Source organism: Pseudogulbenkiania sp. FW507-F1 (assembly GCF_058781125.1).
This window is the reverse complement of the sequence record NZ_JBYSWM010000006.1, coordinates 68,578-81,585: the sequence shown is the minus strand read 5'-3', so window position 1 is coordinate 81,585 and position 13,008 is coordinate 68,578. Positions and strand designations below refer to the sequence as shown.

11 protein-coding genes are annotated in these 13,008 nt (G+C 69.7%); 10 read left to right on the top strand and 1 reads right to left on the bottom strand.

The features are described from left to right. From AC3WG5_RS05555 to AC3WG5_RS05545, 3 genes are all read left to right on the top strand, one after another. On the top strand, nucleotides 1–374 hold a 374-nt coding region (locus tag AC3WG5_RS05555; protein ID WP_492568089.1), incomplete at its 5' end, for a cytochrome c oxidase subunit 3. 113 nt (nucleotides 375–487) lie between these two features. Beyond that, nucleotides 488–1,183, top strand: a complete 696-nt coding sequence (locus AC3WG5_RS05550; protein WP_014086481.1) for a heme-copper oxidase subunit III family protein — start codon at nucleotides 488–490, stop codon at nucleotides 1,181–1,183. Between the two features lie 9 nt (nucleotides 1,184–1,192). Continuing rightward, nucleotides 1,193–1,543, top strand: coding sequence for a cytochrome C oxidase subunit IV family protein (locus AC3WG5_RS05545; RefSeq protein WP_482582927.1), 351 nt, complete (start codon nucleotides 1,193–1,195; stop codon nucleotides 1,541–1,543). Between the two features lie 95 nt (nucleotides 1,544–1,638). Here AC3WG5_RS05545 and AC3WG5_RS05540 read toward each other — a convergent pair whose 3' ends face one another. Continuing rightward, the gene (locus AC3WG5_RS05540; RefSeq protein WP_492568088.1) at nucleotides 1,639–2,631 is read right to left on the bottom strand and encodes a LacI family DNA-binding transcriptional regulator; all 993 of its coding nucleotides are present in this window, start codon (nucleotides 2,629–2,631) and stop codon (nucleotides 1,639–1,641) included. A gap of 268 nt (nucleotides 2,632–2,899) precedes the next feature. On the opposite strand from AC3WG5_RS05540, the gene ptsP reads away from it, so the two are divergent. The 7 genes from ptsP to AC3WG5_RS05505 all read left to right on the top strand — a co-directional run bounded on the left by ptsP (nucleotide 2,900) and on the right by AC3WG5_RS05505 (nucleotide 13,006). Continuing rightward, nucleotides 2,900–5,401, top strand: a complete 2,502-nt coding sequence (ptsP, locus tag AC3WG5_RS05535) for a phosphoenolpyruvate--protein phosphotransferase (RefSeq protein ID WP_294864585.1) — start codon at nucleotides 2,900–2,902, stop codon at nucleotides 5,399–5,401. Further along, complete coding sequence (pfkB, locus tag AC3WG5_RS05530; protein WP_492568087.1) at nucleotides 5,398–6,354, top strand: 1-phosphofructokinase; 957 nt, start codon at nucleotides 5,398–5,400, stop codon at nucleotides 6,352–6,354. The genes ptsP and pfkB overlap by 4 nt, the downstream gene beginning before the upstream one ends. Nucleotides 6,355–6,422: 68 nt before the next feature. Continuing rightward, nucleotides 6,423–8,168, top strand: a complete 1,746-nt coding sequence (locus AC3WG5_RS05525; RefSeq protein ID WP_492568086.1) for a PTS fructose-like transporter subunit IIB — start codon at nucleotides 6,423–6,425, stop codon at nucleotides 8,166–8,168. Between the two features lie 270 nt (nucleotides 8,169–8,438). Further along, nucleotides 8,439–9,380, top strand: coding sequence for an ABC transporter substrate-binding protein (locus tag AC3WG5_RS05520; protein WP_492568085.1), 942 nt, complete (start codon nucleotides 8,439–8,441; stop codon nucleotides 9,378–9,380). A 111-nt stretch (nucleotides 9,381–9,491) separates the two neighbouring features. Beyond that, nucleotides 9,492–10,985 (top strand): sugar ABC transporter ATP-binding protein, encoded by a 1,494-nt coding sequence (locus AC3WG5_RS05515; RefSeq protein ID WP_492568084.1) that lies wholly within the window; start codon nucleotides 9,492–9,494, stop codon nucleotides 10,983–10,985. Between the two features lie 28 nt (nucleotides 10,986–11,013). Continuing rightward, nucleotides 11,014–12,042, top strand: coding sequence for an ABC transporter permease subunit (locus tag AC3WG5_RS05510; RefSeq protein ID WP_492568083.1), 1,029 nt, complete (start codon nucleotides 11,014–11,016; stop codon nucleotides 12,040–12,042). A 19-nt stretch (nucleotides 12,043–12,061) separates the two neighbouring features. Further along, the gene (locus tag AC3WG5_RS05505; RefSeq protein WP_492568082.1) at nucleotides 12,062–13,006 is read left to right on the top strand and encodes a carbohydrate kinase family protein; all 945 of its coding nucleotides are present in this window, start codon (nucleotides 12,062–12,064) and stop codon (nucleotides 13,004–13,006) included. The last annotated feature ends 2 nt before the right edge of the window (nucleotides 13,007–13,008 follow it).

Here is a 13,008-nt window from a genome sequence, read left to right as displayed (position 1 = left end):
GCCCCTCATGCCGGCGCGCCGGCATGAGGGGCGGGCTGTTCCTGGGCGGCGTGCTGGCGTTGGCTTTTCTCGCCGGCCAGTTGTGGCTGTGGCGGCAACTGACCGCGCTCGACTACGTCATCGCCAGCGGCCCGGCCAGCAGCTTCTTCTACCTGCTGAGCGGATTGCACGGCGTGCACCTGATCGGCGGGCTGGTCGCCTGGGGCATGACGATAAGACGGGTGGGACACAACGGCGTGACGGCGGACGGGCTGCTGGCCGTCGAACTGTGCGCCCGCTACTGGCACTTTCTGCTGGCGTTGTGGCTGGTGCTGCTCGGGCTGCTGTTCATCGTGCCGCCCGCCACCATCCTGGCCATCTGCAGCAGCGCCTGAAGCCCGCCGTGCGCGGGCACGCTGCCGGCGTGCCGGCATGACAACAAGGGGGACGTGACCTTACCCGCCATCCGGGTCGGGCCGAGACTGTTCTTTTTGCGAGGTAGGCCATCATGGCACAGCGCAAATCATCCCCTCCCGAGCCCCCGCTCACACCCGCTGCCGGCTGGCAGGGGGTGGTGGTCGATTGGTCGGGCGACCGCGAAGCCTTCAAGGTGCCCTGGGGCAAGGCGATGATGTGGGTGTTCCTGCTCAGCGACACCTTCATCTTCGGCGGCTTCCTGACCGGCTACATGACGGTGCGGATATCCACCACCGTTCCCTGGCCCAATCCCAGCGAGGTGTTCGCGCTCACCATCGGCGGCACGGCGGTGCCGCTGATCCTGATCGCCATCATGACCTTCATCCTGATCAGCAGCAGCGGCACCATGGCGATGGCGGTCAACTTCGCCTACCGCCGCGAGCGCGTGAAATGCGCGGCGCTGATGCTGGCCACGGCAGCGCTGGGCGCGTGCTTCGTCGGCTTGCAGGCCTTCGAATGGACCCACCTGATCGTCGAGGAAGGGGTGCGACCGTGGAGCAACCCGCTGGGCGCGCCGCAGTTCGGCTCGACCTTCTTCATGATCACCGGCTTTCACGGCCTGCACGTCAGCGCCGGGGTGATCTATCTGGCCACCGTCGCGCTCAAGGTGCTGGGCGGGCGTTACGAGAAGAGCGGCAACTACCAGATCGTGGAAATCGCCGGGCTGTACTGGCACTTCGTCGACCTGGTGTGGGTCTTCATCTTCGCCTTCTTCTACCTGTGGTGAGGTGACGCCATGGAACATACCTCCGGCCAGCAACACCCGATCGGCCTGTATCTGAAGGTATGGGGCCTGCTGTTCGTACTCAGCACCCTGTCCTACCTGGTCGACTACTTCCATCTCCAGGGCTTGTTGCGCTGGTTCCTGATCGTGGCGTTCATGCTGCTGAAGGCGGGGCTGATCGTCAGCGTCTTCATGCACCTGCGCTGGGAGCGGCTGGCGCTGGTCTACGCCATCCTGATTCCCCCCCTGTGCCTGCTGGTGCTGGTGGGGCTGATGCAGGCGGAGGCGAACTACACCTTCTCGACGCGCGGCGTGTTCTTCGGCCATGAGGCTGCGGTGGTGAATCACGTCAAGCCGAAGTGAAGGGACGCCGCCTTTCGCGTCCCGAACAGACGGAACCCCCGCGGGAAACCGGTTCCCGCGGGGGTTCAAGGTTGGCCGAAGACGCCGTGGCGGCGCTAGGCGGAAAGGTGCGGGCTGGTGGAACCGCGCACCAGCAGGCGGCCGGCCAGCACCACGCTGCGGATGCTGAGCCCGGGGTCGTCGAGCCGGCTCAGCAGCATCTCCATCGCGGTGCGGCCGATTTCGTACACCGGCTGCTCGATCACGGTCAGGCCGTTGCCGACCAGGCCGGTCCACACTTCGTTGTCGAAGCCCGCCAGGGCCAGGTCGTGGGGGGCGGACAACCCGGCGCGCTGCAGCGCACGCAGCGCCCCCAGCAGCAACAGGCCGTTGCTGGCGATCAGCGCGTCGGGGCGCTGCTCTTCGGCCAACCATTGCGTCACCACCGCCTCGGCCGCCTCGGCGGTGGGTGCGATGAAGCGCCCCTCCCCGGCCAGGCCGTGCGCCGCCAGCGCCGCCTCGAAACCGGCGTGGCGCTCGGCGCCGGTGCTGCTGGTATTGCCGAACAGGCCGCCGAGATGGCGATAACCCTGCGCCACCAGGTGCTCCACCAGCTGCCGTGCCGCCAGCCGGTTGTCCAGCACCACGGCGTCGGCCTGCCCGGCCGGCCCGGCGCGGTCGATCATCACCACCGGGAAATCGTAGGCGTCGGGGCGCAGGCGGCGCGCGGTGTCGCGCGTCGGCGAGAAGATCACGCCGCTGACGCGCTCCTCCTCCATCAGCCGCAGGTACATCGCTTCCTTGTCGGCGTTCTCGTCGGTGTTGCACAGGATCACCCGCATGCCGGCCTGGTAGGCGGCGTCCTCGACCGCGCGGCTGACGGCGGTGAAGAACGGGTTGCGGATATCCGACACGATCAGGCCGACGGTCTGGGTGTGCTGCGAACGCAGGCGGCGCGCCGACAGGTTGGGCCGGTAGCCCAGCTGCTTGGCGGCCTCTTCGACGCGCTGGCGCAGGGCCGCGCTGACCGGCCCGCTGCCCAATGCCCGCGAGACGGTGGCGACGGAGACGCCGGCGGCGGCGGCGACATCCTTGATTTTGGCGCTCATGGTGTCCTGATATCGATTTCCTGTATTGCGCCTGATCCTCGCTGAAATCGCGTCACTACGCAAGCTCCTTGTCTTGCCATGGTTGTCTCAAAAATGGCCACAGCCATGGATTTCGCCATCGATTGTTGACATAAGACGATTGACAGCCAAAATGTAATCGATTTCAATTGCTACACATCAATGATGAACCTGCCGCTGTCGGCTCCCCCCGGGTAAGCCCGTGCCGCAGCCCCCTGGACAGGTTTCAGGCAAAGAGTGAGGAGACACCATGCCACTACCGCTGATTCCGGCCGAACTGGTCCGGCTCGGAGCGAGCCCGGCCGACAAGAATGGCGCCATCGCCGAGGCAGGGCATTTGCTGGCGTCGGCCGGCTATATCGACCCGGCCTACATCGACAGCCTGCTGCGCCGTGAAACCGTCGCCAACACCTTCCTCGGCCATGGCGTCGCCATTCCGCACGGCATGATCGAAGACCGCTACCTGATCCGCCACACCGGCGTGGCGGTGCTGCAGATTCCGGGCGGCCTGGAATGGAACCCGGGACAGCGCGTGCACCTGGTGGTGGCCATCGCCGCCCAGTCGGACGAACACATCACCCTGCTGCGCCGCCTCACCCGCCTGCTGCAGGACGAAAAACAGCTGCAAACACTGTTCGGCACCAACGACCCGGCGCCGCTGCTGGCGGCGCTCGGCGAGGATGCCGTGGTGGCCGAAGCGGCCGTGGCCACGGTGGCCGACCACGAGCACCACTTCAGCTGGACCATGGAATACCCCAACGGCCTGCACGCCCGCCCCGCCACGCTGTGGGTGGAAACCGCGCGCCGCTTCGACGCCGACGTACTGGTGCGCAATCACCAGGAAAGCGCCGATTGCAAGAACCTGATCGGGCTGTTGCAGCTCGGCCTGCAGCACGGCCACGAGCTGCACGTGTCGGCCTCCGGCCCGGAAGCCGAGCAGGCGCTGGCCACGCTGCGCGACGTGATGACGCGCATCACCGCGCAGGAGCAGGCCGACGCCGCCGCCGCCGCGCTGAAACAGAAGAATGCCAACCGCCAGGGCTGGGCGCCGGCCGGCGCGCTGCCCTCGATCGGCGGCATCAGCGCGAGCCCGGGGCTCGCCATCGGCACCACGCGTCAATTGCGCGCGCACGCCGTCGACGTGAAAGACCGCCCGGGCCAACTGATCGACGGCGGCGCCGAGCTGGAAGCCGCGCTCGTCGCCACCCGCGACGAACTGGAAGAGCTGGCGGTCGACACCGCGCGCCGTCTCGGCACCGCCGAGGCCGGCATCTTCCGCGCCCAGGCCGAACTGCTCAACGATAGCGAGCTGATCACGCTGACCTGCCGCTTCATGGTGCAGCAGCACGGCGTGGCCTGGGCCTGGCATCAGGCGGTGGAACAGCAGGCCGGCAAACTGGCGGCGCTGGGCAGCCCGCTGTTGGCGGCGCGCGCCGCCGACCTGCGCGACGTCGGCCGCCGCGTGCTGGCCAAGCTCGACCCCAGCGCCGATACCGGCAGCAACGGCGTCAACGGCAACGGCGAGACCATCCTGATCGCCGCCGACCTGGCACCGTCCGACACCGCCACGCTGGACGTGACGCGCACCCTCGGCCTGTGCACCGCGCAGGGCGGCCCGACCTCGCACACCGCGATCCTGGCGCGCACCCTGGGCCTGCCGGCGCTGGTGGCCGGCGGCGCCGCGCTGCTCGACGTGCCGGACGGCACCACCGTGATCCTCGACGGCCACGGCGGCCGGCTCTACCTCGACCCGTCCGCCGAAGACCTGGCCTCGGCGCGGCGCTGGCTGGCCGAGCAGCAGGAGCGCGACGCGCGCCAGGCCGCCGACCGCGCGCTGCCGGCGCAGACCCGCGACGGCCACCGCGTCGAGATTGCCGCCAACGTCAACCGCCCGGAAAAAGTGGCCGAGGCGCTCACCGCCGGCGCCGAGGGCGTCGGGCTGATGCGCACCGAATTCCTGTTCCTGGAGCGCGATAGCGCGCCGGACGAGGAAGAGCAATACACCACCTACCGCGCCATGATCGAGGCACTGCAGGGCCGTACCCTGATCATCCGCGCCCTCGACATCGGCGGCGACAAGCAGGTGCCCTACCTCGACCTGCCGCGCGAGGAGAACCCGTTCCTCGGCGTGCGCGGCGCGCGCCTGCAACTGCGCCGCGCCGACCTCTTGGAGCCGCAGCTGCGCGCGCTGTACCGCGCCGCGGCGCACGGCCCGATGTCGATCATGTTCCCGATGGTGACCTCGCTGGACGAAGTGCGCACGCTGCGCGCCCACTGCGAGCGCATCCGCCAGGAGCTGAACGCGCCGCAGGTGCCGCTCGGCATCATGGTGGAAGTGCCGGCGGTGGCGACCATGGCCGACAGGTTGGCCGAACACGTCGATTTCTTCTCCATCGGCACCAACGACCTCACCCAATACGTGCTGGCGATCGACCGTCAGCACCCGGAACTGGCGCGCGAGGCCGACAGCCTGCACCCGGCCGTGCTGCGCCTGATCCAGCAGACCGTGGACGGCGCGCGCCGCCACCAGGTGTGGGTCGGCGTGTGCGGCGGCCTGGCCGGCGACCCGCTCGGCGCCGCCATCCTCACCGGCATCGGCGTGCACGAACTGTCGATGAGCCCGCGCGACATCCCGGCGGTCAAGGCGCGCCTGCGCGCCGCCACCCACAGCACGCTGCTGGAACTGGCGCGCCAGGCCCTCGAGTGCGACAGCGCCGCCGACGTGCGCGCGCTGGAAGGAGACGCGGCATGACCCGCCCCATCGTCACCGTCACGCTCAACCCGGCGATCGACCAGACAGTGATGCTCGACCAGCTCCAGCCGGGCGCGGTCAACGTGGCGCGCTCGTCGCAGATCAACGCCGGCGGCAAGGGCGTGAACGTCGCCAGCTGCCTGGCCGACTGGGCGATTCCGGTGATCGCCACCGGCATTCTCGGCCGCGACAACGCCACCGCGTTCGAGCAGCTGTTCGCCGACAAGGGCATCAACGACCGCTTCGTTCGTCACGACGGCGCCACCCGCGTCAACATCAAGCTGGTGGACGGCTCGGACCGCAGCACCACCGACGTCAACCTGCCGGCCGAGCCGGTGGCGCGCGCCACCTTCGAGGCGCTGCTGCAGCAGCTCGACGACCTGGCCGAACCGGGGCGCTGCTTCGTGCTGGCGGGCAGCCTGCCCGCCGGGCTGGGCGACGACTGCTACGCCGTGCTGATCGGCCGCCTGCGCCAGTACGGCGCGCACGTGGTGCTCGACAGCAGCGGCGCCGCGCTGGCCGCGGCGCTGGCCGACGGCGTGGCCACCCTGCCCGCCTGCATCAAGCCCAACCGCCACGAACTGGAACAGCTGGTCGGCCGCGAGCTGGCGACGCTGGACGAGGTGAGCGACGAGGTGGCCCGGCTGCGCGCGCGCGGCATCGCCGAAGTGGTGGTGTCGCTGGGCGAGGACGGCGCGCTGTTCGCCGGCAGCGAGGGCGTCTGGCTGGCCCGCCCGCCCAAGGTGGCGCTGACCAGTACCGTGGGCGCCGGCGACGCGCTGGTGGCCGGCCTGATCGCCGCCCGCTACGGCGGACGCAGCGCCCCGGACGCCGCGCGACTGGCGGTGGCGTTTGCCGCCGGCAAGCTGGCGCAGGTCGGCCCGCACCTGCCGGCCACCGCCGAGGTGGAAGCGCTGGCGGCCCGCGTCGATCTGGCGCAACTGGTGGCCTAGCCCCACCCGATTACACGGCAGCACGATAACTACGCGGGCTACAACGCCCCGAGATGGAGGAGACACAGATGGCACACCTACTGGCAGTGGTATCCTGCCCCGAACGCACCACCCACACCCTGCTCGCCGGCGAGGCGCTGCGCCACGGCGCCGAGCGTCTGGGCCACCGCATCGAAGTGGAAACGCGCAGCACGCACGGCGTGCAGGCGCGCCTATCCGACGAACTGATCCAGCGCGCCGACGCCATCGTGCTGGTCGGCGAAGGCGAAGCCGAGTCCGAGCGCTTCGCCCTGCGCGGCTGCCACGTCGCCACGCTGGAAGCGGTGCTGGCCGACGCCGACGGCGTCATCGCCAGCGCGCTGCAGGATTCCGCCGCGCCGCAACGCACCGAGCCGGCCGCCCCCGCGCAAGCCGCCAGCGCCGCGCTCGAGATCGTCGCCATCACCTCCTGCCCCACCGGCATCGCCCACACCTTCATGGCGGCCGAGGGCCTAACCCAGGGGGCGAAACAGCTGGGCCACCACGTCAAGGTCGAGACCCAGGGCTCGGTCGGGGCGCAGAACACCCTGAGCGAGGACGAGATCCGCCGCGCCGACCTCGTCATCATCGCCGCCGACACCCAGGTCGACACCAGCCGCTTCGCCGGCAAGCGCCTGTTCCAGAGCAGCACCAAGGCCGCCATCCACGACGGCGCCGCGCTGGTGAAGCGCGCCATCGCCGAGGCCACCGAGCACGCCTCGGCCAAGGCCGCCGGCAGCACCGCCCAGGCCGCGCCGGCCGAGGCCGCCAAGGCCCAGCGCACCGGCGCCTACAAGCACCTGATGACCGGGGTATCGTTCATGCTGCCGTTCGTGGTGGCGGGCGGCATCCTGATCGCCATCGCCTTCGCACTGGGCGGCATCTACGCCTTCGACGATGCCCACAAGGGCACGCTGGCCTGGGCCTTGTTCCAGATCGGCGCCAAGTCGGCGTTCGCGCTGATGGTGCCGGCGCTGGCGGGCTACATCTCCTACTCCATCGCCGACCGCCCCGGCATCACCCCAGGCATGGTGGGCGGCATGCTGGCCGCGAGCCTCGGTTCGGGCTTCCTCGGCGGCATCATCGCCGGCTTCATCGCCGGCTACGGCACCGACTGGCTCAACCGCCACATCAAGCTCGGCCGCAACCTCGACGGCCTCAAGCCGGTGCTGATCCTGCCGGTGCTGGGCTCGCTCTTGGTCGGCCTGCTGATGATCTACGTGGTGGGCAACCCGGTGGCGTCCGCTCTCGCCGTGCTCACCGAGTGGCTCAAGGGCATGCAGGGCAGCAGCGCGCTGCTGCTGGGCGCACTGCTGGGCGCGATGATGGCGTTCGACATGGGCGGCCCGCTCAACAAGGCGGCCTACGCCTTCAGCACCGGCCTGATCGCGAGCCAGGTGTACACCCCGATGGCCGCGGTGATGGCCGCCGGCATGACCCCGCCGCTGGGCATCGCGCTGGCCACCATGCTGTTCCGTGACCGCTTCACCGCCGACGAACACGAAGCCGGCAAGGCCGCCGGCGTGCTCGGCATCTCCTTCATCACCGAAGGCGCCATCCCGTTCGCGGCGCGCGACCCGCTGCGCGTGATCCCGGCCCTGATCGCCGGCTCGGCCCTGACCGGGGCGATCTCGATGTCCTCCGGCGCCGAGCTCAAGGTCCCGCACGGCGGCATCTTCGTGCTGCCGATCCCCAACGCCGTGAGCCACCTGGGCATGTACCTGGTGGCGCTGGTGGCCGGCACCGTCACCACCGCGGTACTGCTGCGCCTGCTGAAAAAACCGCTGCAAGCCTGACCCGGTCAACTCGACCGCCCCGCCCTCCCGACCCGGCCCAGCCGGGCCGCGGGTGGCGGGACTTGGCTGCGGCCTTTTTTTTCGGCCAACGTTGTAGTCAAACTACATTGATTTCGCATCGACATGGCACCCACGCGGGCGCCAGGGGGTGAGCTTCGCCCAAAAAACCCAGCCGACGCGCCAACCACGCGGCGCGCTGACGCCATCACCTTGTAGCAAAAGTACGTTCAGCTGTAGCACCACACACAACACACGACACGGAGACACACCATGAACCTTCGCTACACCGTCCTGACCGCCGCCGTACTGGCCGGCCTCGCCGCCCCCTCCTTCGCCGCCCGTCCGCTGAAATCGGTCGGCGTCGCCGTGGGCGACCTCGCCAACCCGTTCTTCGTCGCCATCGGCAAGGGTGCCGAGGATGCCGCCAAGAAGATCGGCGGCCCCGGCGTCAAGGTCACCACCGTTTCCAGCAAGTACGACCTCAACACCCAGGTCGGCCAGATCGAGAACTTCATCGCCAACAAGGTGGACGTGATCCTGGTCAACGCCTCCGACCCCATGGGCATCGAGCCGGTGCTGAAGAAGGCCCGCGCCGCCGGCATCGCCGTGGTAGCGGTGGAGGTGGGCGGGGTCGGCGCCGACGCCACGGTGATGTCCGACAACGCCATGGCCGGCGCGGAATCCTGCAAGTTCATGGCGCAACAGCTGGGCGGCAAGGGCAACGTGGTGATCGTCAACGGCCCGCCGGTGACCGCCGTCAGCGCGCGCGTGGCCGGCTGCAAGAAGGTGCTCGGCAACTACCCGGGCATCAAGCTGCTGTCGGACAACCAGGACGCCCACGGCAGCCGCGACGGCGGCATGGAAACCATGGCCAACCTGCTGACCGCGCACAAGAAGATCGACGCCGTGTTCGCCATCAACGACCCGACCGGCATCGGCGCCGAGCTGGCGGTGAAACAGGCCGGCCGCAGCGACGTGAAGCTGATCGCCGCCGTGGACGGCGCCCCGGACGCCGAGAAGGCACTCAAGGACAAGAAGAGCCTGTTCGCCGTTTCGGCCGCGCAGAACCCGTACACCATGGCCACCATGGCGGTGCAGATCGGCTACGACATCCTCAACGGCAAGCGCCCGGCCAAGAGCCAGGTCCTGCTGCCGACCCCGGCCGTGACCAAGGCCAACGTCGCCAGCTACACCGGCTGGACCCAGCACTGAGCCCCGGCACGCGCCGCGGCGGCCTGCCCGCCGTGGCGTGAACCGGCCCCGAGCAACGCGGAGGGGAGCCATCCCCTTCGCCGTCATCCCGCGGGATGAACAGGAGTCGTCATGAGCTCGATCGCATTGGAAATGATGGGCATCGGCAAGCGCTTCGGCGCCAACAAGGCGCTGGACCAGGTCCGGCTCACCGCCTACCGCCACGAGGTGCTGGCGCTGATGGGCGAGAACGGCGCCGGCAAGAGCACGCTGATGAAGATTCTGTCCGGCGTCTACCAGCCGGACGAGGGCGAAATCCGGCTGGACGGCAAGCCGGTGCGCATCGCCTCGCCCGCCGACGCGCGCGCCGCCGGCATCAACCTGATCTACCAGGAACTGGCGGTCGCGCCCAACCTCACCGTGGCCGAGAACATCTTCATGGGCGCCGAGCCGCGCGCCCGCTTCGGCCGCATCGATCACGAGGCCATGAACCGCCGCGCCGAGGAAGTGCTGGCGCGGCTGGGCGCGCGCTTTTCGGCCACCACCCCGGCACACCGCCTGGGTATCGCCGACCAGCAGCAGGTGGAAATCGCCCGCGCCCTGATCCACGACAGCCGCGTGCTGATCCTGGACGAGCCCACCGCCGCGCTGTCCGACCGCGAAAGCGAGCGGCTGTTCGAGGTGATCCACCAGCTGCGCGACGACGGCATCGCGCTGATCTACATCAGCCACCGCATGGAAGAGGTCAACCGCCTGGCCGACCGCATCGCCGTGCTGCGCGACGGCTGCTACGTCGGCAGCATGACGCGCGCCGAGAGCACCCCGCAGAAGGTGGTGCAGATGATGGTCGGGCGGCCGCTCGACGACTTCTACCAGCACAAGAGCGAGGTCGGCGCAGGGCCGGTGCGGCTCGAGGTGCAGGACCTGGGCAGCCACCGGGTGCGCCCGGCCTCGCTCAAGGTGCGCGCCGGCGAGGTACTGGGACTGGCCGGGCTGGTCGGCGCCGGGCGCACCGAGCTCGCGCGCCTGATCTTCGGCGCCGACGCCAGGACCAGCGGGCGCATCCTGCTCGACGGGCGCGAGGTGGCCATCCGCGAGCCGCTCGACGCCATTCGCCTCGGCATCGGCTACCTGCCGGAAGACCGCAAGGGCCAGGGCCTGTTCCTGCAGCTCTCGGCCACCGCCAACACCACCATGAACGTGCTGGGGCGCCACGCGCGCGCCGGCGTGCTCGACCACCCGGCGCTGAAGAAGCTGACGCAGCAGGCCATCGACCGGCTCGCGGTGAAAGTCTCCGGCACCGAGGGCATCGTCGGCGGGCTCTCCGGCGGCAACCAGCAGAAGCTGCTCCTGGCGCGCTGGCTGGCGATCAAGCCCAAGGTGCTGATCCTCGACGAGCCCACGCGCGGCGTCGACATCGGCGCCAAGGTGGAGATCTACCGCATCGTCCACGAACTCGCGGCGCAGGGCGTGGCGGTGATCTGCATCTCCAGCGAGCTGCCCGAAGTGATCGGGCTGTGCCACCGCGTACTGGTGATGCGCGAAGGCAGTCTCGCCGGCGAACTCGCGGGCGAGGCCGTGACCCAGGAAGCCATCATGACGCTCGCCACCCACGAGGCGGCCTGACAGACAAGACACATCAAGGAGACAAGCGATGACTACTTCGAGCCCGAATTCCCCGGCCGGCCTGCTCGCCGCGCCGAAACCGGCCGGCTTCAGCCTGGGCCGGCTCTACAGCAAGGTCGGCATGCTGCCGGTACTGGTCGTGCTGTACGCCGCCTTCTATCTGCTCACGCTGCACTTCAGCGAGGACGGCAGCACCAACTTCATCACGGTGGACAACAGCCTCAACATCCTGCGCCAGACCTCGATCAACCTGGTGCTGGCCTCGGGCATGACCTTCGTCATCCTCACCGCCGGCATCGACTTGTCGGTGGGCTCGATGCTGGCGGTGGCGGCGGTGCTGGGCATGCTCACCTCGCTGCCCGGCCACGCCCCGCTGCTGGCCCTGCCCGCCTTCATCGTGGCCGGCCTGGCAATGGGCGTGCTCAACGGCTCGATGGTGGCCATGCTCGGCATCAACCCCTTCGTGGTGACGCTGGGCACCATGACCGCGCTGCGCGGCGCGGCCTACCTGTTCGCCGACGGCACTACGGTGCTCAACAGCGACATCCCGAGCTTCGAGTGGATCGGCAACGGCAACCTGTTCGCCATCCCCTGGCTGGTCTGGCTCGCCGCCGCCGTGGTGGTGGCCTCGTGGTTCGTCCTCAAGCGCACCGTGCTCGGCCTGCACATCTACGCCGTGGGCGGCAACCCGCAGGCGGCGCGGCTCACCGGCATCAAGGTGAACCGGGTGCTGCTGTTCGTGTATTCGATCAGCGGCCTGTTCGCGGGTCTCGCGGGCGCCATGTCGGCCAGCCGCCTGTACGGCGCCAACGGCAACTGGGGCACAGGTTACGAGCTGGACGCCATCGCCGCCGTGGTGCTGGGCGGCACCAGCCTGATGGGCGGGGTCGGCTCGATCTGGGGCACCGTGGTCGGCGCGCTGATCATCGGCGTGATGAACAACGGCCTGACCATCCTCGGCGTGTCGTCGTTCTGGCAGTACGTGGCCAAGGGCGCGGTGATCGTGCTGGCGGTGATGCTGGACAAGTGGCGCCAGAAACAAAGCGGCCTCAACTGATTCGATGTGGAGTAAGGATATGACGAAGCCACTGCCCCGCGTGGTCGTGTTCGGTGAGGCGCTCACCGACTTTCTGCAAACCGCCCCCGGCGTCTGGGCGAGCCGCGTCGGCGGCGCCTGCTGGAACGTGGCGCGCGCCATCGCCGCCCTGGGCGTGCCGGCGGCCTTCGCCGGCGCGGTGAGCGAGGACGACCTGGGCGACGAGTTGGCCGAAGCGACCCTGGCCATCGGGCTCGATGCGCGCTTTCTGCAGCGCGCCGCCAAGCCGCCGTTCCTGGCGCTGGTGCCGTCGCAGCATCCGCCGCGCTACTTCTTCGCCGGCGGCGATTCGGCCGACCTGGCGTTCGACCCCGCGCGCCTGCCGCCGGGCTGGCTGGAGGCGGCCGAGGTGGTCCACTTCGGCTCCATCAGCCTGGCGCGCGCGCCGCTGGCGGGCCGGCTACTGGAGGTCGCCCGCGCCGCGCGCGCCGCCGGCAAGCGCATCACCTTCGACCCCAACTGGCGCAACCTGATGGACGACGCTTACCGCGCCACCTTCGAGGAAATGATCCGCCTCGCCAGCGACGTCAAGGTATCCGACGAGGACCTGGCGCGGCTGCTGCCCGACTGCTCCACCGAGGCCGCGCTCGCCACCCTGCTCGACTGGAACCCCACGTTGCGCATCCTCTACACCGAGGGCGCCCAGGGCCTGCGCCTGCTCACCGCGCAGCAGGCGAAGCACCAGCCGGCCGTCAAGGTAACGGTGGCCGATACCGTCGGCGCCGGCGACGCCAGCCTGGCGGGCTGGATCGTGGCCACACTGGATAAGCCCGCCACGGCGGACGCGCTACCCTTCGCCGCCGCCACCGCGGCCGCCGCCTGCCAGCGCGCCGGCGCCCACCCGCCCAGCCGCGCCGAAGTGGACGCGCTGTTGAGCCGAAGCGAGGCTCCGCACGCCTCGCCCCACCCCGACCTAGCCCTGTGAGA

What these genes read in the sequence shown, in the direction of transcription:
- AC3WG5_RS05550 (WP_014086481.1), top strand. Translation starts at nt 488, where the DNA reads ATGGCACAGCGCAAATCATCCCCTCCCGAGCCCCCGCTCACACCCGCT.
- AC3WG5_RS05545 (WP_482582927.1), top strand. Translation starts at nt 1,193, where the DNA reads ATGGAACATACCTCCGGCCAGCAACACCCGATCGGCCTGTATCTGAAG.
- AC3WG5_RS05540 (WP_492568088.1), bottom strand. Translation starts at nt 2,631, where the DNA reads ATGAGCGCCAAAATCAAGGATGTCGCCGCCGCCGCCGGCGTCTCCGTC.
- ptsP (WP_294864585.1), top strand. Translation starts at nt 2,900, where the DNA reads ATGCCACTACCGCTGATTCCGGCCGAACTGGTCCGGCTCGGAGCGAGC.
- pfkB (WP_492568087.1), top strand. Translation starts at nt 5,398, where the DNA reads ATGACCCGCCCCATCGTCACCGTCACGCTCAACCCGGCGATCGACCAG.
- AC3WG5_RS05525 (WP_492568086.1), top strand. Translation starts at nt 6,423, where the DNA reads ATGGCACACCTACTGGCAGTGGTATCCTGCCCCGAACGCACCACCCAC.
- AC3WG5_RS05520 (WP_492568085.1), top strand. Translation starts at nt 8,439, where the DNA reads ATGAACCTTCGCTACACCGTCCTGACCGCCGCCGTACTGGCCGGCCTC.
- AC3WG5_RS05515 (WP_492568084.1), top strand. Translation starts at nt 9,492, where the DNA reads ATGAGCTCGATCGCATTGGAAATGATGGGCATCGGCAAGCGCTTCGGC.
- AC3WG5_RS05510 (WP_492568083.1), top strand. Translation starts at nt 11,014, where the DNA reads ATGACTACTTCGAGCCCGAATTCCCCGGCCGGCCTGCTCGCCGCGCCG.
- AC3WG5_RS05505 (WP_492568082.1), top strand. Translation starts at nt 12,062, where the DNA reads ATGACGAAGCCACTGCCCCGCGTGGTCGTGTTCGGTGAGGCGCTCACC.